At 71.6% G+C, this 23,714-nt stretch carries 26 protein-coding genes; 8 read left to right on the top strand and 18 right to left on the bottom strand.

The features are described 5' to 3' along the window. Nucleotides 1–12 precede the first annotated feature (12 nt). From moaA to J7E94_RS01470, 3 genes are all read right to left on the bottom strand, one after another. Nucleotides 13–1,002, bottom strand: a complete 990-nt coding sequence (gene moaA, locus J7E94_RS01480; protein ID WP_215011578.1) for a GTP 3',8-cyclase MoaA — start codon at nucleotides 1,000–1,002, stop codon at nucleotides 13–15. 177 nt (nucleotides 1,003–1,179) lie between these two features. Beyond that, a complete protein-coding gene (locus J7E94_RS01475; protein ID WP_215011576.1) occupies nucleotides 1,180–2,808 on the bottom strand; it encodes a cation acetate symporter in 1,629 nt (542 codons plus the stop codon). Then, nucleotides 2,805–3,170 (bottom strand): DUF485 domain-containing protein, encoded by a 366-nt coding sequence (locus J7E94_RS01470; RefSeq protein WP_215011574.1) that lies wholly within the window; start codon nucleotides 3,168–3,170, stop codon nucleotides 2,805–2,807. Before J7E94_RS01470 ends, J7E94_RS01475 begins: the two co-directional genes overlap by 4 nt. Nucleotides 3,171–3,426: 256 nt before the next feature. On the opposite strand from J7E94_RS01470, the gene J7E94_RS01465 reads away from it, so the two are divergent. Next, a complete protein-coding gene (locus J7E94_RS01465) occupies nucleotides 3,427–4,971 on the top strand; it encodes a S8 family serine peptidase (RefSeq protein WP_215011572.1) in 1,545 nt (514 codons plus the stop codon). Between the two features lie 70 nt (nucleotides 4,972–5,041). On the opposite strand, the gene J7E94_RS01460 is transcribed toward J7E94_RS01465, so the two are convergent. The 7 genes from J7E94_RS01460 to J7E94_RS01430 all read right to left on the bottom strand — a co-directional run bounded on the left by J7E94_RS01460 (nucleotide 5,042) and on the right by J7E94_RS01430 (nucleotide 12,158). Further along, nucleotides 5,042–6,085, bottom strand: a complete 1,044-nt coding sequence (locus J7E94_RS01460; protein WP_215011570.1) for a zinc-dependent alcohol dehydrogenase family protein — start codon at nucleotides 6,083–6,085, stop codon at nucleotides 5,042–5,044. 49 nt (nucleotides 6,086–6,134) lie between these two features. Then, nucleotides 6,135–6,809: a lysoplasmalogenase gene (locus tag J7E94_RS01455; RefSeq protein WP_215011568.1), complete on the bottom strand. Its 675-nt coding sequence runs from the start codon at nucleotides 6,807–6,809 to the stop codon at nucleotides 6,135–6,137. After that, on the bottom strand, nucleotides 6,806–7,696 hold the full coding sequence (locus tag J7E94_RS01450) for a sterol desaturase family protein (protein ID WP_215011566.1): 891 nt from the start codon (nucleotides 7,694–7,696) through the stop codon (nucleotides 6,806–6,808). Before J7E94_RS01450 ends, J7E94_RS01455 begins: the two co-directional genes overlap by 4 nt. Before the next feature lie 220 nt (nucleotides 7,697–7,916). Then, nucleotides 7,917–9,146 (bottom strand): amidohydrolase family protein, encoded by a 1,230-nt coding sequence (locus J7E94_RS01445; RefSeq protein ID WP_215011564.1) that lies wholly within the window; start codon nucleotides 9,144–9,146, stop codon nucleotides 7,917–7,919. After that, nucleotides 9,143–10,462 carry an amidohydrolase family protein gene (locus J7E94_RS01440; RefSeq protein WP_215011562.1) on the bottom strand — a complete coding sequence of 440 codons (1,320 nt, stop codon included), beginning with the start codon at nucleotides 10,460–10,462 and terminating at the stop codon, nucleotides 9,143–9,145. Before J7E94_RS01440 ends, J7E94_RS01445 begins: the two co-directional genes overlap by 4 nt. Before the next feature lie 12 nt (nucleotides 10,463–10,474). Further along, entirely contained in the window at nucleotides 10,475–11,359 is an 885-nt protein-coding gene (locus J7E94_RS01435) for an SDR family NAD(P)-dependent oxidoreductase (RefSeq protein WP_215011560.1), read from the bottom strand. Nucleotide 11,360: 1 nt separating this feature from the next. Next, nucleotides 11,361–12,158, bottom strand: coding sequence for an acetoacetate decarboxylase family protein (locus tag J7E94_RS01430; RefSeq protein WP_215011558.1), 798 nt, complete (start codon nucleotides 12,156–12,158; stop codon nucleotides 11,361–11,363). A 125-nt stretch (nucleotides 12,159–12,283) separates the two neighbouring features. On the opposite strand from J7E94_RS01430, the gene J7E94_RS01425 reads away from it, so the two are divergent. The 5 genes from J7E94_RS01425 to J7E94_RS01405 all read left to right on the top strand — a co-directional run bounded on the left by J7E94_RS01425 (nucleotide 12,284) and on the right by J7E94_RS01405 (nucleotide 16,280). Next, nucleotides 12,284–12,907: a TetR/AcrR family transcriptional regulator gene (locus tag J7E94_RS01425; RefSeq protein ID WP_215011556.1), complete on the top strand. Its 624-nt coding sequence runs from the start codon at nucleotides 12,284–12,286 to the stop codon at nucleotides 12,905–12,907. A gap of 320 nt (nucleotides 12,908–13,227) precedes the next feature. After that, on the top strand, nucleotides 13,228–14,202 hold the full coding sequence (locus J7E94_RS01420; RefSeq protein WP_215011554.1) for a DEDDh family exonuclease: 975 nt from the start codon (nucleotides 13,228–13,230) through the stop codon (nucleotides 14,200–14,202). Nucleotides 14,203–14,370: 168 nt separating this feature from the next. Beyond that, nucleotides 14,371–14,604: a hypothetical protein gene (locus J7E94_RS01415; RefSeq protein WP_215011552.1), complete on the top strand. Its 234-nt coding sequence runs from the start codon at nucleotides 14,371–14,373 to the stop codon at nucleotides 14,602–14,604. Between the two features lie 116 nt (nucleotides 14,605–14,720). After that, complete coding sequence (locus tag J7E94_RS01410) at nucleotides 14,721–15,515, top strand: SURF1 family protein (RefSeq protein WP_215011550.1); 795 nt, start codon at nucleotides 14,721–14,723, stop codon at nucleotides 15,513–15,515. Nucleotides 15,516–15,524: 9 nt separating this feature from the next. Next, nucleotides 15,525–16,280, top strand: coding sequence for an SDR family oxidoreductase (locus J7E94_RS01405; RefSeq protein ID WP_215011548.1), 756 nt, complete (start codon nucleotides 15,525–15,527; stop codon nucleotides 16,278–16,280). Nucleotides 16,281–16,590: 310 nt separating this feature from the next. Here the strand turns inward: J7E94_RS01405 and amaP are convergent, their stop codons facing one another. The 8 genes from amaP to J7E94_RS01365 all read right to left on the bottom strand — a co-directional run bounded on the left by amaP (nucleotide 16,591) and on the right by J7E94_RS01365 (nucleotide 22,037). Next, entirely contained in the window at nucleotides 16,591–17,148 is a 558-nt protein-coding gene (amaP, locus tag J7E94_RS01400) for an alkaline shock response membrane anchor protein AmaP (RefSeq protein WP_215011546.1), read from the bottom strand. A 4-nt stretch (nucleotides 17,149–17,152) separates the two neighbouring features. Then, a complete protein-coding gene (locus J7E94_RS01395) occupies nucleotides 17,153–17,698 on the bottom strand; it encodes a DUF6286 domain-containing protein (RefSeq protein WP_215011544.1) in 546 nt (181 codons plus the stop codon). Then, the gene (locus J7E94_RS01390; protein ID WP_215011542.1) at nucleotides 17,695–18,066 is read right to left on the bottom strand and encodes an Asp23/Gls24 family envelope stress response protein; all 372 of its coding nucleotides are present in this window, start codon (nucleotides 18,064–18,066) and stop codon (nucleotides 17,695–17,697) included. The genes J7E94_RS01395 and J7E94_RS01390 overlap by 4 nt, the downstream gene beginning before the upstream one ends. A 7-nt stretch (nucleotides 18,067–18,073) precedes the next feature. Then, a complete protein-coding gene (locus J7E94_RS01385; RefSeq protein ID WP_215011540.1) occupies nucleotides 18,074–18,259 on the bottom strand; it encodes a hypothetical protein in 186 nt (61 codons plus the stop codon). Nucleotides 18,260–18,282: 23 nt separating this feature from the next. Further along, a complete protein-coding gene (locus J7E94_RS01380) occupies nucleotides 18,283–18,720 on the bottom strand; it encodes an Asp23/Gls24 family envelope stress response protein (protein ID WP_215011538.1) in 438 nt (145 codons plus the stop codon). A 188-nt stretch (nucleotides 18,721–18,908) separates the two neighbouring features. Beyond that, on the bottom strand, nucleotides 18,909–19,688 hold the full coding sequence (locus J7E94_RS01375; RefSeq protein WP_215011536.1) for an enoyl-CoA hydratase/isomerase family protein: 780 nt from the start codon (nucleotides 19,686–19,688) through the stop codon (nucleotides 18,909–18,911). 165 nt (nucleotides 19,689–19,853) lie between these two features. Continuing rightward, complete coding sequence (locus tag J7E94_RS01370; protein ID WP_030010789.1) at nucleotides 19,854–20,075, bottom strand: helix-turn-helix domain-containing protein; 222 nt, start codon at nucleotides 20,073–20,075, stop codon at nucleotides 19,854–19,856. Between the two features lie 363 nt (nucleotides 20,076–20,438). Beyond that, complete coding sequence (locus tag J7E94_RS01365) at nucleotides 20,439–22,037, bottom strand: ABC-F family ATP-binding cassette domain-containing protein (protein WP_215011534.1); 1,599 nt, start codon at nucleotides 22,035–22,037, stop codon at nucleotides 20,439–20,441. Nucleotides 22,038–22,314: 277 nt separating this feature from the next. Here J7E94_RS01365 and J7E94_RS01360 point away from each other — a divergent pair, with 277 nt between their 5' ends. Together J7E94_RS01360 and J7E94_RS01355 are read left to right on the top strand one after the other, a co-directional pair. Then, a complete protein-coding gene (locus J7E94_RS01360) occupies nucleotides 22,315–23,205 on the top strand; it encodes a neutral zinc metallopeptidase (RefSeq protein ID WP_215011533.1) in 891 nt (296 codons plus the stop codon). Nucleotides 23,206–23,265: 60 nt separating this feature from the next. Continuing rightward, nucleotides 23,266–23,661 (top strand): VOC family protein, encoded by a 396-nt coding sequence (locus tag J7E94_RS01355; RefSeq protein WP_215011531.1) that lies wholly within the window; start codon nucleotides 23,266–23,268, stop codon nucleotides 23,659–23,661. Nucleotides 23,662–23,714 lie beyond the last annotated feature (53 nt).

Raw genomic sequence — 23,714 nt, 5'->3', positions numbered from 1 at the left:
CCGGCCACAGCACTAGCCGCCGATCGCCGACATCGGGCGGTCGGGCTGCAGGAAGGACGGGTCGTCGAGTCCGGACCCGGCCTTCTTGCCCCACATCGCCAGCTTCCACAGCCGGGCGATCTCCTCGTCCGGGGCGCCGGAGCGCAGGGCGCCGCGCAGGTCCGACTCCTCGGTGGCGAACAGGCACGTACGGACCTGGCCGTCGGCCGTGAGCCGCGTACGGTCGCAGGCGCCGCAGAACGGGCGGGTGACCGAGGCGATGACTCCGACGGTGGCCGGGCCGCCGTCGACCACCCAGCGCTCGGCCGGCGCGGAGCCGCGCTCTTCGGCGCCCTCCTCGGTGAGCGTGAAGCAGGTGCGCAGCGACTGGAGGATGTCACCGGCGGTGATCATGCCGTCGCGCTTCCAGCCGTGCTGGGCGTCGAGCGGCATCTGCTCGATGAAGCGGAGCTCGTACTCGTTCTCCACGGCCCAGGCGAGCAGGTCGGGGGCCTCGTCGTCGTTCAGTCCCGGCATCAGCACGGCGTTGACCTTGACGGGGGTGAGGCCGGCCTCGCGGGCCGCGGCCATGCCGTCGATGACGTCGTGGTGCCGGTCACGGCGGGTGAGGGTCTTGAAGACCTCCGGCCGCAGGGTGTCCAGGGAGACGTTCACCCGGTCCAGGCCGGCGGCCTTCAGGGCCTGCGCGGTGCGCTTGAGGCCTATGCCGTTGGTGGTCAGGGACATCCTGGGGCGGGGCTCCAGGGCCGCGCACTGCTCGACGATCCCGACGAGGCCGGGGCGGAGCAGCGGCTCGCCGCCGGTGAAGCGGACTTCGGTGATGCCGAGCCGGGTGACAGCGATGCGGATCAGCCGGACGATCTCCTCGTCACTGAGCAGGTCGGACTTCCCGAGCCACTGCAGTCCCTCCTCGGGCATGCAGTACGTACAGCGCAGGTTGCACCGGTCGGTGAGTGAGACGCGCAGGTCAGTGGCCACGCGGCCGTAGGTGTCGAGAAGCACTGTGGGCCCCCTCCCCTGTCCGGATCGTTAGAGGTGCGCGCAGTTGCGGATGTACTGCATGCGCTGTATCGAGCCTACGCGACGCCTGTGACATGTAGAGGTGCCCGAACGAACGAGAGGCGGCGCGGCCGCGTCGTAGGGAAGTACGACGCGGCCACGCTCGGTGTTCGGAGGATCTCAGTGAGCGCCTGTTCCGGTGAGGGAGCGGACCTCGAGCTCGGCGAACTTCGCGGGGTCCGCCTTCTCCTTGGACAGGACGGTTCCCAGCCACCCGAGGAGGAAGCCGAGCGGGATGGAGATGATGCCCGGGTTCTCCAGCGGGAACCAGTAGAAGTCGGCGTCCTTGAACATCGAGGTCGGCTTCCCGGAGACGACCGGTGAGAAGAGCACCAGGCCGACCGCCGAGATCAGGCCGCCGTAGATGGACCACAGCGCGCCCTGGGTGGTGAAGCGCTTCCAGAAGAGGCTGTAGAGGATCGTCGGCAGGTTGGCGGAGGCGGCGACCGCGAAGGCGAGGGCGACGAGGCCTGCCACGTTCAGGTCGCGGGCCAGCGTCCCGAGGCCGATGGCGACGGCGCCGATGACGACGGTCGACCAGCGGGCCGCGCGGACCTCCTCCTGCTCGGTGGCCTTGCCCTTGCGGATGACGTTCACGTAGAGGTCGTGCGCGAAGGACGAGGAGGAGGCCAGGGTCAGGCCCGCGACCACCGCGAGGATGGTGGCGAAGGCGACCGCGGAGATCACGGCGAGCAGGATGGCGCCGCCGGTGGAGCCGGCGCCGCCGCCGATCTCCTGGGCGAGCAGCGGGGCCGCGGTGTTGCCGGCCTTGTTGGAGGCCAGGATGTCGGCACGCTCGAGCAGGGCGGCGGCGCCGAAGCCGAGGGCGATCGTCATCAGGTAGAAGGCGCCGATGATGCCGATGGCCCAGTTCACGGACTTGCGGGCGGCCTTGGCGGTGGGGACGGTATAGAAGCGGATCAGGATGTGCGGCAGGCCGGCGGTGCCCAGGACCAGGGCGAGGCCGAGCGAGATGAAGTCCAGCTTGGTGAGCGAGTCCTTGCCGTACTTCATGCCGGGTTCCAGGAACTTGGTGCCCTGTCCGCTGTTCTCGGCGGCCTGGCCCAGCAGGGCGGAGATGTTGAAGTTGAACTTCAGCAGCACCAGGAAGGTGATCAGCAGCGCGCCCGCGATCAGCAGGACGGCCTTGATCATCTGGACCCAGGTGGTGCCCTTCATGCCGCCGATGGTCACGTAGACGATCATCAGGACGCCGACCAGCGCGACCACGGCGACCTTGCCGCCGTCGCTGGTGATGCCCAGGAGCAGCGAGACGAGCACGCCGGCGCCGGCCATCTGGGCGAGCAGGTAGAAGATCGAGACGACGATGGTGGAGGTGCCGGCGGCGGTGCGGACGGGCCGCTGGCGCATCCGGTACGCCAGGACGTCGCCCATCGTGTAGCGGCCGGAGTTGCGCAGCGGCTCGGCGACGAGCAGCAGGGCGACCAGCCAGGCTACGAGGAAGCCGATGGAGTAGAGGAAGCCGTCGTAGCCGAAGAGGGCGATGGCTCCGGCGATGCCGAGGAAGGACGCGGCGGACATGTAGTCGCCGGAGATGGCCAGGCCGTTCTGGAAGCCGGTGAACTGGCGGCCGCCGGCGTAGAAGTCGGCGGCGTCCTTGGTCTGGCGGCCGGCCCAGATCGTGATGACCAGGGTGGCGACGACGAACAGCCCGAACAGGGTGATGATCAGCGGACGGTGTTCGGTGGCGCCGGCGGCGACCGTCGTCAGGGGCAGCGCAGCGCTCATGATCCGGCCTCCATGCGCGCCTTGATGGCCGCCGCCTTGGGGTCGAGCTTGGCGGCGGCGTGCCGCGAGTAGAGCCAGGCGATCAGGAAGGTCGTCGCGAACTGGGCGAGGCCGAGGACGAGTGCGACGTTGATGTTGCCGAAGAGCTTCGTCCCCATGAAGTCGCCCGCGTAGTTGGACAGCAGGACGTAGAGCAGGTACCAGGCGATGAAGGCCACGGTGAGCGGGAAGGCGAAGGAGCGGTAGGAGCTGCGCAGTTCGGCGAACTCGGCACTCTGCTGGACGCGTCCGAACTCTTCGGCCGTGGGACCCGCCGACGGCGTTCCCGCGCCGCCCGGCGGCGGCGCTGCTTCATTGGTCACGGGGGGCTCTCCTTGTGACGCGCGGTGCGGTGGGGACGACGGACAAAACAACCTCCGTGCGGGGGACGGTGGTGCTGATCCCCCCTGTCAACGGCACGGCCGTCGTGTCGGGACGGTTCAACACCCACTCTTTCTTTGAAAACTGATTCCTCGAACTGATGGCGTAGAGGGGAACGGCGGCGCTAGGTTCCCTTGTCATGAACCCGTCCGCCGTGACCACGGCCGGACGGCTTTTCAAGGATGATCTGGAGAACCCATGGCTCATCTGGGATCCGGCCGCCGGCGCGCTCTCGCCGTTCCGGTCGGCCTGGCGCTCACCGCCTCGCTCGCCTTCCTGCCCTCGGTAGCGGCCTCCGCCGCTCCGCTCGGCAACACGGCGGACTCGGCGACGGCCTCGAAGCCCGACACCACCGGCCCCAAGCTGTCCTACGTGGCGAACCTGACCACGTACGGAACGGTGAAGCAGGCGAAGAAGGCCGTCGAGCGGGCCGGTGGAACGGTGGTGACGTCCTATGAGCAGATCGGGGTCGTCGTCGCACATTCCCAGAACCCGGAGTTCGCCAAGCAGCTGCGCACGCAGCGCGGCCTCTTCGTGTCGGTGGGCGCCACCCGTACGGCCCCCCTGCAGACGGTGCAGACCACCGAGGAGGGCACGACCCAGCAGCTGAGCGCGGCGGACGCCGCCAAGGCGACGGCGCAGGCCCAGGAGGGTCAGGAGCCGCTGGAGCCCAACCAGTGGGACCTGCGGACGATCAAGGCCGACCAGGCTCACAAGATCAACGATGGCAGCCGGAACGTCACCGTGGGCGTCATCGACACGGGTATCGACGACACCCACCCGGATCTGGCCGCGAACTTCTCCAAGGAGCAGTCGGCCAACTGCGTCGGCGGTGTCGCGGACACCACCGAGGGCGCCTGGCGCCCGTACGCGGACGGCAGCGACCACGGCACCCATGTCGCCGGCACCATAGCGGCCCCGCGCAACGGCGAGGGCGTCAGCGGCGTCGCGCCCGGCGTGAAGGTGGCCGCGATCAAGGTGAGCGAGCCCGGTACCAGCCTCTTCTTCACCGAGGCGGTCGTCTGCGGCTTCATGTTCGCCGCCGAGAAGGGGATCGAGGTGACCAACAACAGCTACTACGTCGACCCCTGGCTCTTCAACTGCAAGACGGACGACGACCAGAAGGCGCTGGTGGAGGCCATCGGGCGGGCCAGCAAGTACGCCGAGCGCAAGGGCGTCCTCAACGTGGCCTCGGCGGGCAACTCCAACCAGGACCTGGCCGCCGACTCCCTCACCGACAACACCAGCCCGGACGACGCCACCCCGGTGCCGCGCACCATCGACCCCAAGGTCTGCCTGGACCTGCCCACCCAGCTCCCGGGTGTGGTCACGGTGTCGGCGACCGGTGACAAGGGCTTCCGGTCGTACTACTCCAGCTACGGCCTCGGGGTCGTGGACGTCGCCGCCCCCGGTGGCGACAAGTGGCAGATCCCGGCCACGCCGGACGCCAACGGCCGCGTGCTGTCGACCATTCCGGGCGGCGGCTACGGCTACAAGCAGGGCACCTCGATGGCCGCCCCGCACGTCGCGGGCGTCGCGGCCCTGCTCAAGAGCGCGCACCCGGAAGCCACCCCTTCGCAGATCCAGGCGATGCTCAAGGGCCAGGCCACGAAGACGGCCTGCCCGGAGCAGATCTACGACCGCACGGGCACGCTGATCAACGCCACCACCTGCGCGAGCAAGTGGGGCCAGACGGGCTACTACGGCTACGGCGTGGTCGACGCGCTCAAGGCCGTGCAGTAGGCCCCCGGCTGACGTGAAGGGCCCGGGCGGGGTGATCCCCGCCCGGGCCGTTCCTTCGTACGGGACGGACTCAGGGCTTGATCAGCACCTTGAGCGCGCTGCGGTCGTCCATCGCGCGGTAGCCGTCCGGGACCTCGTCCAGGGACACGGCCCGGTCGAAGACGGGCGCCGGGTCGATCGCGCCGCTGAGCACGTCCTCCAGCAGCTCCGGGATGTAGGCGCGGACCGGGGCCACGCCGCCGCGCAGGGTGATGTTGCGGTCGAACATGACGCCGAGGTCGAGTCCGGTGCCGCTGCCGTGCGGGACGCCGACGTAGCCGATCGCCCCGCCGGCGCGGGTGATGTTCACGGCGGTGCGCATGGACTGCTCGGTGCCGACCGCCTCGATGACGGCGTGCGCGCCCTGGCCGCCGGTGAGCTCGCGTACGGCGGCCTCGGCGGCCTCGCCGCGCTCGGCTACGACGTCGGTGGCCCCGAAGAGCTTGGCGATGTCCGTACGGGCCGCATGGCGGCCCAGCGCGATGATCCGCTCCGCGCCCAGGCGCTTGGCGGCGAGGACGCCGCACAGGCCGACCGCGCCGTCGCCCACGACGGCGACGGTGGAGCCCTTGCGCACGCCCGCGCCCAGGGCGGCGTGGTGGCCGGTGCCCATGACGTCGGAGAGCGCGAGCAGCCCGGTCAGCAGGTGGTCGTCGGAGACCGCCGCGGCGGGCAGCTTCACAAGGGTGCCGTCGGCGTGCGGGACGCGGACGGCCTCGCCCTGGCCGCCGTCGTGGCCGACCGAGCCCCAGAAGCCGCCGTGCACGCAGGAGGTGTACAGGCCTTCGGTGCAGTAGCCGCAGGTGCCGTCGGACCACATGAAGGGGGCGACGACGAGGTCCCCGGCGCGCAGGCCGGACACGGCGGAGCCGGTCTCCTCGACGATGCCGAGGAACTCGTGGCCGATGCGCTGGCCGGGCTGCCGCTCGGCCTCGCCGCGGTAGGCCCACAGGTCGCTGCCGCAGATGCAGGCACGCAGGACGCGGACGACGGCGTCCTCGGGTCGCTGGATCGCAGCGTCGGGCACCTCCTCCACGCGGATGTCGTGCGGGGCGTGGATGACGGTGGCGCGCATGGTGGTGCAGTCCTCCGGCTCGGGATCGTTCAGTCTTGTATGACCTGCCCTACCGTACGCCTCGTGGTGCGGCGAGCGCGCCGGTGGCCAGCAGGTATTGGGCGGCGAGGTAGGTGGCCATGATCCAGAAGTCGGGGCGGGGCAGCTGGGGCCACTCGGCGACGCCGGTGGCGATGAGGGTGTCGGAGAGCAGGAACAGCGCCCCGCCGATCCCCGCGGTGCGGCCGAGGGCGCTGGAGCGGTGGGCCATGGCGGTGAGCAGCAGGCTGTATCCGGCGACGGGGATGCGCAGGTCGGCCGGGAGGTCGGCCCAGAGCAGCGCGACGGTCCCGACGAGCGCGAGTCCGTACCCGCCCCCGAGCAGCGGGTGGGTGGCGCGCCGGCCGAAGAGGACCAGGTAGCAGACGTGCCCGGCGGCGAAGGAGCCCATGCCGACGAGGAAGGCGGGCTGGGCGTCGAAGAGCAGGGCGAGGTCCCCGCCCCAGCCGAACAGCAGGGCGGCGACCAGCAGGCGGGGCCCGCCGCGGGTGATCACGTAGGCGACGAGCAGCGGCATCAGCAGGGGCTTGGCGAGGACGTGTCCGAGGTGCCAGTCGGCGAGCAGCGAGCCGAGGTCGACGGCGGCGGCCGCGGCGAACCCGCCGAGCAGGGCGCGGGCGGCGGTCCCGGCGCCCGCGGGCGCCGGGCGGGCCCAGGAGGGCGTACGGGATTCGGTGGCGCTCACGCGGCGTGCTCCGCGGCGCGCTCCGGTGCGGCGGCCGGGGCGTTCTTCGGCTCGGGGGCGGCGGGCTGCCAGCCGGGGCCGCGGAAGACGCGTCCGGCGCGCTCGCGCCAGCTGCCGGCGGCGCGGACGTCGCGTGCGATGGCGGCGTACTCGTGGGTGGCCACGCGCAGCGGGTTGTAGGTGCTGATGTTCTTGGTGAGCCCGAAGACGGGCTTGTCGGTCTCCCCCACCCATGAGCCGAAGATCCGGTCCCAGACGATCAGGATGCCGCCGAAGTTGCGGTCCAGGTAGCCGCCTTGGGAGGCGTGGTGGACGCGGTGGTGGGAGGGGGTGTTGAAGACGAACTCGAAGGGCCGGGGCAGCTTCCCGATCCGCTCGGTGTGGATCCAGAACTGGTAGACGAGGTTGACCGAGTAGCAGAAGGCGATCGCGGCCGGGTGCACGCCGAGGGCGATCATCGGCAGGTAGAACGGCCAGGAGGTGGCGCTGGTCCACGGCTGGCGCAGGGCGGTGGTGAGGTTGAACTTGCGGCTGCTGTGGTGCACGACGTGGCAGGCCCACAGGATGCGGATGACGTGGTGGCCGCGGTGCTGCCAGTAGTAGCAGAAGTCCTGCGCGAGCAGCATGAGCAGGACGGTCCACCACAGCACGGGCACGCGCAGGGGCGTCAGCTCGTAGACGGCGGTGTAGATGGCGACGACCGGGATCTTCCAGAGGAGGTCGAAGACGAGGCTGCCGAGGCCCATGCCGATGCTGGTGACGGCGTCCTTGGTCTCGTACCCGGCGGCGTCCTCGTCGGGATGGATCCGGTAGCTCACCAACTCGATGACGGTGAGCAGTACGAAGGCGGGTATGGACCACAGCACGACATCGGGCAGGTTCGGCATGTCCGCACCATAGAGGCGCCTTCGGGGGTGCCGCTAGGGGTTGTTACCGATCGGTATCCATCGGGGTTACCGCCGGTTCGCGAGATGATGTCCGTGCCGGTTGGAGGGTGGGGGATGACAGGCTTTGAGACGGTTCTCTCACGGGTGGCGCGGCCATCCCGCCGGAGCGGCTCAAGTGCACGTCCTGAGCCGCTCCGGGCAGGAGCCGGGCCTGTCGGGCCTACCAGACCCGGACCGAGCCGCCTCGGGCGAAGGCCGGGCTGGTGGCCTCGGGTGGTACTTCCGTCAGGGGTTCGGCGATCTCCGTGACCAGGGGCCCGTGCTTGGCGGCCAGCGCGTCCAGGAGGGCCAGGTCGAAGCCGTAGACGCGGGCCGCGTTGCCGCCGGCCATCGCGGCGACCTCCTCGCGCGGGAGGCCCGCGTAGGCGATGCGGAGGCCTTCGCGGGAGAAGGGGGTGGTGCCCTCGTCGTGGGGGTAGTCGCTGCCCCACATGATCTTGTCGAGGCCGATCCGCTCCCGCAGCGGGACCTCGTGGGGGCGCATGAAGCTCGCTCCCACGAAGCAGTTGTCCCGCCAGACCTCGCTCGGGCCCCTGCCCATGGACTCCGCGAGGCCCGCCCCGAATTTGGACTCGGCCGTGGCGGAGGCCGCGACCAGGCGGCCGTGGTAGTAGTCCAGCATGTCGAGCACGCCCGGGATCCAGCCCGAGCCCTGCTCCGTCAGGACCAGCTTCAGGCCGGGGTGGCGCCGGAAGGCACCGCCGAAGACGAGGTGCCACAGCGCCCGGTGCGAGAACCAGGTCGTCTCCACCATGAAGACGGCCCGGGCCGCCGGTTCGTCGCCGAGGGGCGGGGACGCCGAGCCGCCGTGGTGGTTGACCGGCACGTCCAGCTCGTCGCACACCGCCCAGATCGGGTCGTAGGTGTCCGAGTAGAGCTCGGGGACCGACGAGCCGGGCGGGACGCCCGGCAGCAGGATCCCGCCGGTGAGGCCCTCCTCCCTCGTGCGGCGGATCTCCTTCACCGCCGCGTCCACGTCGTTCAGCAGGATCTGCGCCACGCCTGCCCGGCGGCCCGGCGCGTCCGCGCAGAAGTCCGCCAGCCAGCGGTTGTGGGCCTGGAGCCCGGCCCAGCGCATCGCGTACTCCGCGGCGGTCGGGGGCTGGGCCATCAGGGAGGCCTTCGGGAAGAACGGCGGGATGGTGTTCGGGAAGACGACCTCGGCGACGATGCCGTCCGCTTCCAGTTCCGCCAGCCGGCGCGCCGAATTCCAGTTGCGGTCCGCCGTGTCCGCGAGCAGGTCCTCGTACGGATTCACGTAGGCGGCGGCCCAGGCGTCGAAGTCGTCGTGGTACCGCTTCTCCAGGTACGGCTTGTAGTCCAGCAGGTCGGCGCCCGCGTGGCAGTCCGCCGAGATGACCGTGTAGCGGTCCTCCGTCCGGTCGGTCATGACGAGACCCCCAGGACCGGGAAGTCGTGGTCCGTCAGCCAGTGGCGGCCCACCTCGCGGGAGCGGGCCCAGGAGGCCTCCACCGCCGTCTGGTCGGGGCTCTGGCCCAGCTCGGCCGGGGTGGGGCCGATCCGGCGGGCGATCGGCGCCAGCTTCCCGGTGTCGAAGCCGAAGACCTCGGCCGCCGCCAGGCCCAGCATCCGGCGGGACTCCGCGACGGGGATGTCGTGGAAGGTCTTCTTCAGCCAGTTCCGGGTGGCGGGCCAGGTGCCCTCGGGGTGCGGGAAGTCCGAGCCCCACAGGATGTTGTCCACGCCGATCTCGTAGCGCTGGGCGAGCTCCCTGCGTTTCGTGTTCGTCGCGCAGATGAAGACCTGGCGGTCGAGGTACTCGCTGGGCGGGCGCTTGAGCTCCTCGAACGGGGAGAGCTTCTTGCCGCCGTGCGCGCCGAGGTAGAGGCGGTCCATGAACCAGAGCTGGTTCGGCAGCCACCAGCAGCCCGACTCCGCCACGCCGAACCTGAGGCCGGGGTGCCGCTCGAAGACCCCGGACCACAGCAGGAACCACAGCGGGCGGGCCGGCCACCAGGTGACCTCGGAGACGAAGATGCCCAGGTGGTCGCCGTACTCGTGGCGCGGCGAGGACCCGGAGTGGGTGACGACCGGCATCTGCGTCTCGGCGGCCGCCGCCCACACGGGGTCGTAACGGCGGTCGTGGTAGGGCGCCTTGTCCACCCACATCGCGGGGATCATCAGCGCGCCCAGCCCGGACTCCTTGGCCCGGTGGATCTCCGCGACGACCTTGGCGGGCTCGCCGGTGATGGGGAGGAGGGCGACGCCGCAGTGGCGTTCCGGATGCTCGGAGACGAACTCCGCCAGCCAGCGGTTGTGCGCCTGCGCGCCCGCCATGCCCAGCTCGGGGTCCTGGTCGCCGGAGAGGCCCAGGCCCACCCCGAAGGGGGCCGCGGTCTGGCTGTCGACGGCGTCCGCGTCGGGGAAGACGACCTCGGCGGCCACGCCGTCGCCGTCGAGCTCCTTCAGCCGCTGCGCCGTGTCCCAGCCGCCCCTGAGGCCTTCCTCGTGGTCGTGGAACCACTTCTGGGCGAAGGCCTCGTTGCGGACGCCCAGCCGGGTGGCCTCCGCGCGGCGGACATCGCGCTCACCGAGGAACTCGTCGAACGCGCGGTGGAAACGGGAATCGAGGTAGGGGCGGTACTGCTCGGTCGGCAGGCCCGCGTGGCAGTCGGAGGAGATGATCAGGTAGGGGTCTTCGTGTGATGCGTCCGCTGGGTGCGGTGCGTACGGTGTGTCACTCACGGCAAACGCTCCTCAGTCGAGGATGAAGCTCTCCAGGTAGGCGGGGTTGGCGCGGTCGAGCATCGACTGCGACCGGGCGCGGATCTGCCGGTCGCTGTGCTCGCTCGCCGGGAGCATCCAGAAGCGGTCGGCGCGGATGCCCTCGACGACGTGTTCGGCGACCTCCTCGACCGGCGTGAAGTTCACCTCGTGGCCGGCCTGCTTCATCGCCGCCTCGTACTGGTCGAGGCTGCGGTACGGGGTCTTGCGCGGGCGCTGCTTCGCGTAGCGCTCGGGCCGGTTGCGGTGGGACTCCCACAGTCCGGTGCGCAGCATGTGCGGTCCGGGGAAGAGGACGGAGGCGCCGACGGCCGCGCCCTCCGCCTTGAGGTGGGCGTAGAGGGACTCGGTCATGGTGACCACGGCCGCCTTGGTGACGGCGTAGACGGAGGCGGTGGGCAGCGGGGCGATGCCGCCGTCGCCGGAGGAGGTGTTGACGACGTGGCCGGGGCGGCCGCCCGCGATCATGCGGGGGACGAAGGCCTGGATGCCGTGGAAGACGCCCCACACGTTGACGGAGAAGGCCCACTTCCAGTCGTTGGGCTCGTGCTCCCACATGCGGCCCTCGGCGCCCGAGCCGACGCCCGCGTTGTTGCAGAGCACGTGCACGGCGCCGAAGGTCTCGTAGGCGGCGTCGGCGAGCGAGATCACGGAGTCGCGGTCACTGACGTCGACGGCCCTGGCGAGCACCTGGGCGCCGTCGGCGACGAGTTCGTCGGCGGCCTTGCGCAGGGCGCCCTCCTCCACGTCGGCGAGGACCACCTTCAGCCCCTCGGCGGCGAAGCGGCGGGCCATCGCGAGGCCGATGCCGCCGGCGGCGCCGGTGACGACGGCCACCTGTCCCGGTTCCAGTCGCATGTCAGACACTCCCCTCGGGCGGCCCGTCGAGGATCTGCATCGGGTCGTCGTAGCGCTGGTGGATGTACGGGAGCAGGGCGTGGGCGCTGACCCGCTCGACGACCCGGCCCTTCTGGTCGGTGGTCTTCTCGCCGATGGTGATCTCCACGATCCGGCGGACGGGGAGGTCGGCGATCGGATCGAACATCGACTCGCGGAGCACGACGTCCCCGGTGATGTGCTCCAGCTTGCGCACCTTCTCGTTGCGCGTGCAGTGCACGAGGACCGGGTCCGCGTCGAAGCCCGAACCGTCCACGGCGGGCAGGAACTTGAAGTAGAAGTCGGTCTTCTGGGTGGGCTCGGGCAGCGGCAGCTCGCGGTCGACCGCCCCGCGCACCTCCACGAAGGCGATCCCGTGCCGGGCGAGGGAGGCCCGTACGACGAGCCCGTCGCGCTCGACGGTGACCTCGCCCAGTTTCTTGGGCTCGCCGAAGACCTCGCGGCCGCCGATCAGGGCGCGCTCGTGGGTCATCGGCATGACCAGCGGATACCAGCCCTCGACCCCGCCGTGCCGGGCGGCGACGGCCACCGAGCCGGCGCCGAGCGGGTAGCCGGGCAGGTCGACCTTGCTGATGTTGGCCCGTACGAGGGGCCGGTCGGCCGGCTTGAGCGGCGGCGGCAGGACCGCCGCCACCACGTCCGGGTCGCTCTCCCAGACGGCGACCACACCGGTGGACCAGATGTCGGGGATCTTGGAACTCTTCTCGCGCGACGCCGCGATCTCGGCCTCGGTGCGCGCTCCGTACCGTACGCGTGCCATGTATCGCACCATCCCTCGTCTTGGGCGGAGTCGGTTCTGTAACACAGTTACACCGCTGCCGATGAAGGGTAAAGACCCGCGCACCCACCAGAACTGACGATCCGACAGACAGGTGGCCCGCTGACATGGCCAGAAGCACGCTGACCCGCCGGGAGGTACTGGACGCCGCCGCGTCCCTGGTCAAGCAGCACGGCCCGGCCGCCCTCACGATGCGCAAACTCGCCGCCGAGCTGGGCACCGCGGTGACCTCCATCTACTGGCACGTCGGCAACCGCGAATCGCTGCTCGACGCGCTCGTGGAGCGGACTGTGGAGGAGATGGGCGCGATCAGCCCCGCCGGCCGCACTCCCGCCGAACGGATCCTGTCGGTGGCCCGGACCCTGCGCCGCGAACTGCGCGAGCGCCCGCACCTGATCGCGATGGTCCACGAACGCGGGCTCACCGAGCGGATGTTCCTGCCCGCGCAGCAGGCGCTCGTGCACGAGGTGCACGCGGCCGGGCTGCGCGGCGCCCGGGCGGCCGACGCGGTGCGCGCGATCCAGTTCCAGATCGTCGGGTTCCTCCTCGTCGAGCGCAATCGCGAGCGCTCCCCCGCCCAGTCCCCGGCCGAGAGCGAGCTCTGGGATCCGTCCGCCGCCCCGCACGACCCGGCCCTCGCCCGCGCCCTGTCCCGGCCCGCCGATCCGGAGCGGCTCTTCCTGCTCTCCGTACGGGCCCTGGTGACGGCCCTGTTGAGACCCGGCGGGTAACCGGCTTGCGCGGCCCGCGCGGCCCGTGATGGACTCACCTGTGCGGGGGCGGCTCCGCGGCGTGCATCCGACACCGGACGCCGGCACGTCAGCCGTGTCTTCGCCCTGCTGCTCCAGGAACTCCGGCAGCCGCGCGTGCTGTGCGGCGAGGCCCGCACGGTCCACCCCGTCGCCCACCCCGTCGCCCCCTGCGCCCACCTCGCCTGCCGCACCTGCCGGGACGGCGCCGACTACCGCTGGGGCCGGGGACCTCGTGGCAGAGCTGCGCTGAAAGGGCGTCGGGACACGGCTGTCAGTCCATGCCGATATCCTCTGTGACCATGCTCGACGACCGTACGACCGCAGAGACGATGTGGCCGACCGCGTACCCACAGGGGTACGCGGTCGTCGACGTGGAGACCACCGGGCTCGCTCGCGACGACCGGATAGTCTCCGCCGCCGTCTACCGGCTCGACGCTCAGGGCAATGTGGAGGACCACTGGTACACCCTGGTCAACCCGCAGCGCGATCCGGGACCGGTGTGGATCCACGGTCTGACGAGCGCGGTACTCGCCGACGCTCCGCTCTTCAAGGACATCGCCGAGGAGTTCGCCGGCCGGCTCGCGGACCGGGTGCTCGTCGCGCACAACGCCATCTTCGACTGGCAGATGATCGCCAGGGAGTACGCGCGGGCCGCCGAGACCGCGCCGGTCCGTCAGCGGCTGTGCACCATCGCCCTGTCGAAGGAGCTGAACCTTCCGCTGCCCAACCACAAGCTGGAGTCGCTCGCCGCGCACTTCGGCGTGGTCCAGCAGCGCGCGCACCACGCGCTCGACGACGCCCGGGTGCTGGCGGAGGCCTTCCGCCCGTCGCTGCACGCGGCCGCGCGGGACGGCGTACGGCTGCCGCTGCTGGAATGCCGGCCGCTGACGGAGTGGTCCGACTCCCCCGCCACCCCGCGGGTGGGCTACCAGGCCGCCTACGGGGGCGGCGGCACCTGGCGGGCCTCGCGCAAGCGGCCGCCGTGCCCGTACCCGAACCCCGGGCGCTTCGAGGACGGCAAGCCGCTCAAGCAGGGCATGCGGATCGCCTTCTCCGGTGACACCTCGGTGGACCGGGAGCTGTTGGAGGACCGCGCGGTCGAGGCGGGCCTGCACGTCGCGACGAGTGTGTCGCGGCTCACCAGCCTGCTCGTGACGAACGACCCCGACTCGGCGACCTCCAAGACGGTCAAGGCGAAGTCCTTCGGCACGCCGGTCCTCGACGAGGCGGCCTTCACACAGCTGCTGCGGGACGTGGCGGCGGCCGCGGACTGAGCGGAGCGGATCCGGTGGGATCCCCGTGGCTTCGAGGCGGGTCGAGGCGGGCCGAGGCGGCTGCGGGAAGGCTGGATCCGGGCGGGCGTTGCGCCGGGCGGGTGCAGGCGCGGCGAGTCACCCCGGTGGATCTTGTTCCGGCCGTCCGCCGTGCGGAGCATGCGGCGCATGGCACGTTGTGAGGTCTGCGGAAACGATTACGGCATGTCCTTCGAGGTGCACGCGCAGGGCGCCGTGCACGTCTTCGACTGCTTTTCCTGCGCCATTCACCGCATGGCGCCCATCTGCGAGCACTGCCGGGTCCAGATCATCGGGCAGGGCGTCGAGGTCGAGGGGCAGTGGTTCTGCGGAGCGCACTGCGCCCGCGCCGAGGGGAAGGTGGGCGTTATCGACCGCGTCTGAGCCCCTCCCGCACGTACGGCTCTCCGTACGGCTCCCGTCACGTCTCCCCGTACACCCCGACCCCGGACGGCCACCCGGCCGCCGGGGTCGACCGCGCTGGGGGTACCGTCGTGGGCGTGTACCGCTTTGTACTGACCCGGCAGTGGGTGTGCCTCACCCTCATCGCCCTCGTCCTCATCCCCGTGATGATCAAGCTGGGGTTCTGGCAGTTCCACCGCCATGAGCACCGGGTCGCGCAGAACCAGCTCATCGACGCGAACCTGCGGGCGAAGCCGGTCCCCATGACCGAGGTCACCTCCCCCGGCCACACCGTTGCGCGCGCGGACTTCTGGCGCGCCGTCACCGCGACGGGCACGTACGACACCGCGCACGAGGTGGTCGTACGGATGCGGACCTCGGGCGACGACAAGGTCGGCTTCCACGTCGTGACCCCGCTGGTGCTCGGCGACGGCCGGGTGGTGCTGGTCAACCGGGGCTGGGTGCCCGGCGGTGACGACCCCCGCGCCTACCCGCCGGTGCCGGCCGCCCCCGCGGGCGAGGTCACGGTCACCGGCCGGCTGAAGGCCGACGAGACCAGCGGCGGCAGCGGCATCAAGGACCGCAAGGGCCTGCCGGACCGCCAGGTGATGCTGATCAACAGCGGGCAGCAGGCGGAGTACCTGGGCCGGCCCGTCCTCGGCGGCTACCTCGAACTCACCGCTCCGGCCCCCTCGGACGGCAGCCCCGAGATCATCGCCGAGCCCGACCACGACTCGATCGGCCCCCACATGGCGTACGCCGTGCAGTGGTGGCTGTTCACGGCCGCGGTGCCGGCGGGCTGGCTGATCCTCGTACGGCGGGAGAAGCGCGACCGCGAGGAGGCCGCCGCCCGAGCCGAATCCGCTGCCGAGCCGGAGCGGGCGACGGCGTAGCGTGTCGGCATGGATCTTGGACTGAAGGACCGTGTCTACATCGTCACCGGGGCCACGCGCGGCCTCGGTTTCGCCTCCGCCCGGGAACTGACCGCCGACGGCGCGAAGGTCATCGTGACGGGCCGGGACGAGAAGCGGGCGGCCGACGCCGCCGCCGCGCTCGGCCCGAGCGCCGCCGGTGTGGCGGCCGACAACTCCGACCCGGAGGCGGCCGGGCGGCTCATCGCGGCCGCGCGCGAGCGGTTCGGCCGCCTCGACGGCATCCTCATCAGCGTCGGGGGCCCGGCCCCGGGCCTCGCCGCCGACAACACCGACGAGCAGTGGGGGGCGGCCTTCGAGTCCGTCTTCCTGGGCGCGGTCCGCCTGGCGCGGGCGGTCGCCGCCGAGCTGGGCGAGGGCGGGGTCATCGGCTTCGTGCTGTCGGGCTCGGTGCACGAGCCGATCCCCGGCCTGACCATCTCCAACGGGCTGCGCCCGGGCCTGGCGGGCTTCGCGAAGTCCCTCTCCGTGGACCTCGGTCCGCGCGGGATCCGGGTGGTCGGCCTGCTGCCGGCGCGGATCGACACCGACCGCGTGCGCGAGCTCGACGCCCTCTCCGGCGACGCCGCTGCCGCCAGGGCCGGACACGAGTCCCGCATCCCGCTGCGGCGGTACGGCGCCCCGGAGGAGTTCGGCCGCACGGCGGCCTTCCTGCTGTCCCCTGCGGCGTCGTACCTGACAGGCGTCATGCTGCCGGTGGACGGCGGCTCCCGCCACGGCTTCTGACCCGCCGCCTCTTGGGGCTCCGCCCCAAACCCCGCGCGGGCTTCCGGGCAGGCCTCCAATCCGCCGCGCCGTGGGGCCCCGCCCCAAACCCCGCGCGGGCTCCCGCCACGGCTTCTGACCCGCCGCGTCTTGGGGCCCCGCCCCAAACCCCGCGCCTCAAACGCCGGCGAGGCTGGATTTGGCTGATGGCCGCCCGCCTGGCTGGGCCGGAGTGCCCGGAGGCCAATTTCAGCCCCGCCGGCGTTTGAGGCGCGGGGGTCCGGGGGCGGAGTCCCCGCGGCGGCGGCGGGCGCGGCGGCAGGCGGGAGGGTTACGTCACGCGCTGGGCCCGGTGCGGCGTCACCCTCAGGCGGGCCTCCGTCGGGAGGTCGACGAGGCCGGCCGAGGCGCGGGCGTGGGTCAGGACCGGGCCCGCGAGGGCGGCCAGGGTGTCGGCCGGGACCGCCTGCGGCTCCAGTTCCAGCGCGACCCGCAGGGCCGGCGAGCCCCGCCGCCCCCGCAGGGCGACCCGGCAGCGGGCGACGCCGTCCAGCGCACCGGCCTCCGCGGCCACCGCCTCCTCCAGGGCGCGCCCCCGCAGCACGGCGAAGGCCCCGTCCCCGGTGTCCACGACCACCGACGGCAGCCGCGAACGCCTCAGCTGGGACAGCAGCCACCACACCCCCAGCAGCACGCACAGCCCGAGCCCGGCGAGCAGCGCCCACCACCACCAGCCCTCGGCATGCCAGTACCGGCGCCGGGCCGCCTCCGACAGCAGCGGCTCGTGCCGGCCGCCGAGCGGCCACGACGCCGTCAGCACCGACACCCCCGCCGCCAGCAGGACCAGCCCGGCCAGCGCCAGCAGGATCCGGTTCACCACCCCGAGCATCCGCTCACCTCCTGACCCGTACGCGGGGACGCGGCGGGTGCGCGAGTCCCAGTTCCTCGATGCCGACGGCGAGCACGTCGTCCAGGTCGGCCCGTACGTCGTCCAGGTCCCGGAAGTGCGAGGTGACCCTTACCCGGACGAGGGACCGGCCCACCTTGACGCGAACCGACCGCACCCCGGACACCTCCAGGGCCCGGTCCCGCAGTACCTGCGCCGCGTCCTTCCGCCCGAGCCCGGCCCGTACCGCAGCGCCCAGGGCCGGATCCGGCGTCCGCATCGGCAGGATCCCGCGCAGCCCCGGGGTGAGCGCCAGCAGCAGGAGCACCGCCCCGGCCACGGCGAGGGCACCGCCGCCCAGCAGCACCCCCAGGTCCGCCGGAGTGTGCCGGTCCAGCTGGTGGGCGAGCTCGCGGCGCCAGCCCATGCCGGGCCGGTCGGCCCGTACGGCGGCCAGGTCGTACAGGAACAGCCCCGACACCCCCAGCAGCACGAGTGCGGCGAGCGCGGCCGGGATCCGCCGGGTGGAACGGAACCGGTGCCCGCCGGTCACCGCAGCCGCCGGTCCCGGCCGGCGGCGGACCGGGTGTGCGTGGAGTGCAGGTGCTCGATGTCGATGTCCACCTCGGGTACGGACATCTCCGCGTACTCCTCGATGCGCCGGGCCACCTGGCGGCGTACGGAGGCGCACTGGGCGGCGAGGTCGGAGGGATAGTCGAGCTCCAGGCTCACCCGTACGCGGGCGATGTCGTGGTGCACGGTGACGGTCGCGTGCGGAGGGGCGGCCTGCTCCGGCGGTGCGGTGAGCGCCTCCCGGGCGGCCTGGGCCGCGATCTTGGCGACGACCCGGTCGGCGATACGGGTGGCCCCGCGCTCGGCGGGAGGCACCCGGGGCGCTGTGGGCCGGGGCGGAGTGCTCATCGGGGACTCACCCTCGCCGGTCGTCGCGGCGGCGGAAGAGGTCCCCGGGTTCCAGATCCCCGTCGAGGAACCTCCCGACGACGAAGCCGATGGCCCCGAGGGCGGCCACCAGCAGGAAGGCTCCGAAGCCGCCGAAGTATCCGGCGAACGCCAGGGCCATGCCGGCGAAGAGGCCGGCGACCGCCATGCTCATTGCGTGGCTCCTCTCGGCTACGGCTAATGGAGCCGGATCTCCGGTTCCTCGTCGGGCTCGTCGGGCAGTTTGACGTCGCTGACCGCGATGTTGACCTCGACGACCTCCAGGCCGGTCATGCGCTCGACCGCCGAGATGACGTTCTCACGGACCGCCCGGGCGACGTCACGGATCGACACGCCGTAGTCGACGACGATCTCCAGGTCGAGGGCGGTCTGCACCTCGCCGACCTCCGCCTTGACCCCGCGGCTGACGGCGGCCTTCTGGCCGCCGGGGACGCGGTCGCGGACGGCGCCGAAGGTGCGGGAGAGGCCGCTGCCGCTGCCCATGGCGTGCACGCCGACCACCTCGCGCGCGGCCAGCCCGGCGATCTTCTCGACCACTCCGTCGGCGATGCTGGTGCGGCCCCGGTCGCCGGGCGCCTTGCCGGAGCCACCGGATGCGGGTGTGGATTCGGTCATCGATCGTCCCTTCGCGCGTGCGGACTCACTCCGCACCACGTTAAGCGCGCGGGGCCGCTCCCGCGCCGGAACTACGCCGGTCGGCCTCCTGGGGCTTCGCCCCAGACCCCCACGCCTCACACGCCGGCGGGGCCGGAACTGCCCTGTGGGCAATCCGCCCCGGCCGGGACACCTTCCAGCGCGGCGGGTCAGTCGGAGAGGCCCGCCAGGTCGCGGAGGCGGCGGGCCTGGGCGGCGCGCTCGGCGGCGCGCTGGTCGTCGTACGGCCGGGACGGGGCGTCGCGCAGCAGGGCCTTGGTCTCGATGACGGCGTCCCGCGGCGGGGCCAGCAGCGCGGTGGTCAGGTCCTGGACGGCGGCGTCGAGCTCGTCCGCCGGAACCACGAGGTTGGCGAGGCCGACCCGCTCCGCCTCCTCGGCATGCACGAAGCGGCCCGTGGCGCAGATCTCGAGCGCGCGGGCGTAGCCGACCAGCGAGGTCAGCGGCTGGGTGCCGGCCAGGTCGGGCACCAGCCCCAGGCTGGTCTCGCGCATGGCGAACTGCACGTCGTCCGCGACCACGCGCAGGTCGCACGCGAGCGCGAGCTGGAAGCCGGCGCCGATCGCGTGCCCCTGCACGGCGGCGACGGAGATGATGTCGTTACGCCGCCACCAGGTGAAAGCCTCCTGGTACTCGGCGATGGTGGAGTCGAGCAGTTCGTCCGAACCGCGTGCCAGGTCGAGGAAGGACGGCTCGCCCTCGAAACCCTCGGGGGTGAACGCCTGCCGGTCGAGCCCGGCGGAGAAGGACGTGCCCTCGCCGCGCAGCACGACGACCCGGACGCTGCCCGGCAACGACCTTCCGGCCTCCGCCAAAGCCCGCCAGAGCGCGGGGGATTGGGCGTTTCGCTTGGCCGGATTGGTCAGTGTCACCGTGGCGACCGTGTCGTCCACGGTGAGCCGTACGCCGTCCTTGTCGAGCAGAGTCATCTGTATGCCTCCGGTGTGCAGTCGGCCGCAAGCCCGGCCTAAGTGACTGCACAGTAACCACCCGGTCGACCGCGGGGCCGGCCGGGGGTCACCGAAGGTACCGCTGGAACATATGACGCCCTTTGAGCTTGAAGCGCTGAAGCGTTGGAACCACTGAGGCCGGGGTCAGGCCGTAGCCGCCTTCTTGCCCCGCGTCGCGCCACCGCGACCGCGCAGCGACACCCCGGACTCACTGAGCATCCGGTGGACGAATCCGTAGGACCGGCCGGTCTCTTCGGCCAGCGCCCGGATACTCGCACCGGAGTCGTACTTCTTCTTCAGGTCTGCCGCGAGCTTGTCGCGCGCGGCGCCGGTTACCCGGCTGCCCTTCTTCAGAGTCTCGGCCACCCGTGCCTCCTCATGGGAAGTGCGCTCTGGACTTCTCATGATCACCCCTCCCACGCTTCCTGGCCACCCATTCAGCAAGGTCGGTACGACGGTATTTCTCGACTGGTGGACACCCGAGCAGAACGGAATCTCCTCTTCCGCTGCATGACCTCCGTCACACTCCGCCGCCCTCACGGGGAATCACCAGGTCAGGGGCGCGGCACCGGCCAACGCAAGACCCCGGCCGCGCCCGCTCGGGGGTGCGGCCGGGGCCGTCGTGCGCCGTGCAACGGTACGAGACCGTCTCACTCAGATGATGGATCACCCCTGAGCCGAATGATCCATAAGGAATTGGATCAGGGGCCCGGGGCGGTCCCGGGGCGGTCAGGCCAGGGCCACCAGGTCCCGGTAGTCCGGTCCCCACAGGTCCTCGACGCCGTCCGGGAGCAGGATGATCCGCTCCGGCTCCAGCGCCTCCACGGCGCCCTCGTCGTGCGTGACGAGGATGACGGCGCCCTTGTAGGTGCGCAGGGCGCCCAGGATCTCCTCGCGGCTGGCCGGGTCGAGGTTGTTGGTGGGCTCGTCGAGCAGCAGCACGTTCGCCGAGGAGACGACCAGCGTGGCCAGGGCCAGACGGGTCTTCTCACCGCCGGAGAGCACGCCCGCGGGCTTGTCCACGTCGTCGCCGGAGAACAGGAAGGAGCCGAGCGTCTTGCGGACGGCGACCAGGTCGAGGTCGGGCGCGGAGGACCGCATGTTCTCCAGGACCGTGCGCTCCGGGTCCAGGGTCTCGTGCTCCTGGGCGTAGTAGCCCAGCTTGAGGCCGTGACCGGGGACGACCGTGCCGGTGTCGGGCTTCTCGGTGCCCGACAGCAGGCGCAGCAGCGTGGTCTTTCCGGCACCGTTGAGGCCGAGGATGACCACGCGGGAGCCCTTGTCGATGGCCAGGTCGACGTCGGTGAAGATCTCCAGGGAGCCGTACGACTTCGAGAGGCCCTCGGCGGTCAGCGGGGTCTTGCCGCAGGGCGCCGGGTCCGGGAAGCGCAGCTTGGCGACCTTGTCGAAGACGCGGACGGCCTCCAGGCCGGAGAGCAGCCGCTCGGCGCGCTTGGCCATGTTCTGCGCGGCGACGGTCTTGGTCGCCTTGGCGCGCATCTTGTCGGCCTGCGAGTTCAGGGCCGCGGCCTTCTTCTCCGCGTTCTGGCGCTCGCGCTTGCGGCGCTTCTCGTCGGCCTCGCGCTGCTGCTGGTAGAGCTTCCAGCCCATGTTGTAGACGTCGATCTGGGCGCGGTTGGCATCGAGGTAGAAGACCTTGTTGACGACGGTCTCGACCAGGTCGACATCGTGGGAGATCACGATGAAGCCGCCGCGGTAGTTCTTCAGGTAGTCGCGCAGCCACACGATGGAGTCGGCGTCGAGGTGGTTGGTGGGCTCGTCGAGGAGCAGGGTGTCGGCGTCCGAGAAGAGGATCCGGGCGAGCTCGACGCGGCGGCGCTGTCCGCCGGAGAGGGTGTGCAGCGGCTGGCCGAGGACCCGGTCGGGCAGGCCGAGGGCGGCCGAGATGGTCGCGGCCTCGGACTCGGCGGCGTATCCGCCCTTGGTGAGGAACTCGGTCTCCTGGCGCTCGTACTGGCGCAGCGCCTTCTCGCGGGTGGCGCCGGAGCCGCTGGAGATGCGCTCCTCGTTGATCCGCATCTTCTTGAGCAGGACGTCGAGGCCGCGGGCGGAGAGGATCCGGTCGCTGGCCAGGACCTCGAGGTCGCCGGTGCGCGGGTCCTGCGGGAGGTAGCCGACCTCGCCCGAGCGGGTGATGGAGCCGGCGGCCGGCTGCCCTTCGCCCGCGAGGCACTTGGTGAGGGTGGTCTTGCCGGCTCCGTTGCGGCCGACGAGGCCGATGCGGTCGCCCTTGGCGATGCGGAAGGAGGCGGACTCGATGAGGACGCGGGCGCCGGCGCGCAGCTCTACGCCGGTGGCGGTGATCACGGAAATACTCCAGGGCGGTGGGGACGGCGGAAGGGGGGCAGGACGCGATGCTTCGACGCCGCTAATCCGCGAGGAGATTTGCCATGGGACTCATTCTACCGGGGGTGCGCAACTACTTTGCGGGGTACCAGGGCCTCGGATGCCGCTTCCCCGTGTCCCCCGTTCGGCCCAGGGGCCGCACCGGCGGGCCGGGGCGCGTATCAGGATGAACCGGTTGATACTCGCCGCAGGGGCGGCCGCGCGACCACCCCGGTCCGCGAATGGAGGGCGGTGCGGGATGCAGTTCGACGACAACGCCGATCTGGACACGTCCGAGGTCAAGGATGTGCGCGGGAGCCGCATCCCGGGTGGGAGGGCCACGGTGGGCGGCGGCATCATCGGCTTCGTCGCGCTGCTCCTCGGACTGTTCTTCGGTGTGGGACCGGAGGAGCTGGGGCTGTCCTCCGGGGACCAGGAGCCGGCGCCGTCCGCCTCGTCCGTCAACCAGGTGCAGCAGAGCTGCAGGACCGGCCGGGACGCGAACGCGCGGGAGGACTGCCGGCTGGTCGCGGTGGTCAACAGCACGCAGGACTTCTGGAGGCAGGAGTTCACCCGGCGCGGGGGCGCCTACACCCCGGCGTCGACGGTCTTCTTCACCGGCCGCGTGAACACGGCCTGCGGGGCGGCGTCCTCCGCGGTGGGCCCCTTCTACTGCCCCGGTGACCGGCAGGTCTATCTGGACCTGGGCTTCTTCAACGATCTGCGGACGAAGTTCGGGGCGAGCGGCGGCCCCTTCGCCCAGGCGTACGTCGTCGCGCACGAGTACGGGCACCACATCCAGAACCTGACCGGGACGCTCCAGCGGGCCGGGGACGGGCAGCAGGGCGCGAACAGCAACGCGGTCAAGGTCGAGCTCCAGGCCGACTGCTACGCCGGGGTCTGGGCGCACCACGCCACCCGCACCCCGGACGAGTCCACGGGCAAGCCGATGATCACCAGTCTGACCGACCAGGACATCAAGGACGGGCTGGACGCGGCTGCCGCGGTCGGCGACGACCGGATCCAGGAGAAGTTCCAGGGCCGGGTGACCCCGGAGTCCTGGACGCACGGGTCGGCCCGGCAGCGCCAGGAGTGGTTCTACCAGGGCTACCGCACGGGTGACATGGCCCAGTGCGACACCTTCCGCTGACTGTCGGTGAGGCCTGCCATGCTGTGACGCGGGTCACCGTCACGAGAGGGAGTGATCGTCATGGCAGGCGTTCCGTCCATCTGTCCCACGCTGGTCTACCGCGACGCGAAGGCGGCCATCCGGCTGCTGACCGAGGCCTTCGGCTTCAGCCAGGTCGCGGTGTACGAGGGTGAGGACGGCTCGGTGCTGCACGCGGAGCTGGCCTACGGCAACGGCCTGGTGATGCTGGGCAGCAAGGGCACCGGCGGTGTCTTCGACAAGGCCATGGGGGGCGCGGGGCCCTCGGGGGTCTACGTGGTGGTCGAGGACGTGGACGCGCACCACCGGCGGGCCGCGGAGCACGGTGCGGAGATCCTGATGGAGCCCACCGACCAGGACTACGGCTCCCGCGACTACATGGCCAAGGACGCCGAGGGCAACATCTGGAGCTTCGGGACGTACGCGCCGCAGGTCTGAGCCGTCCGGGACCGGCGGCGCGTCCCGTCGCCAGTGCTGTGGCCGGAAAGGTT

The sequence above is a fragment of the Streptomyces sp. ISL-94 genome (assembly GCF_018614075.1).
GTDB lineage: Bacteria > Actinomycetota > Actinomycetes > Streptomycetales > Streptomycetaceae > Streptomyces.
The sequence above is the reverse complement of the archived record's forward strand: the minus strand, read 5'-3'. Positions and strand labels throughout refer to the sequence as shown.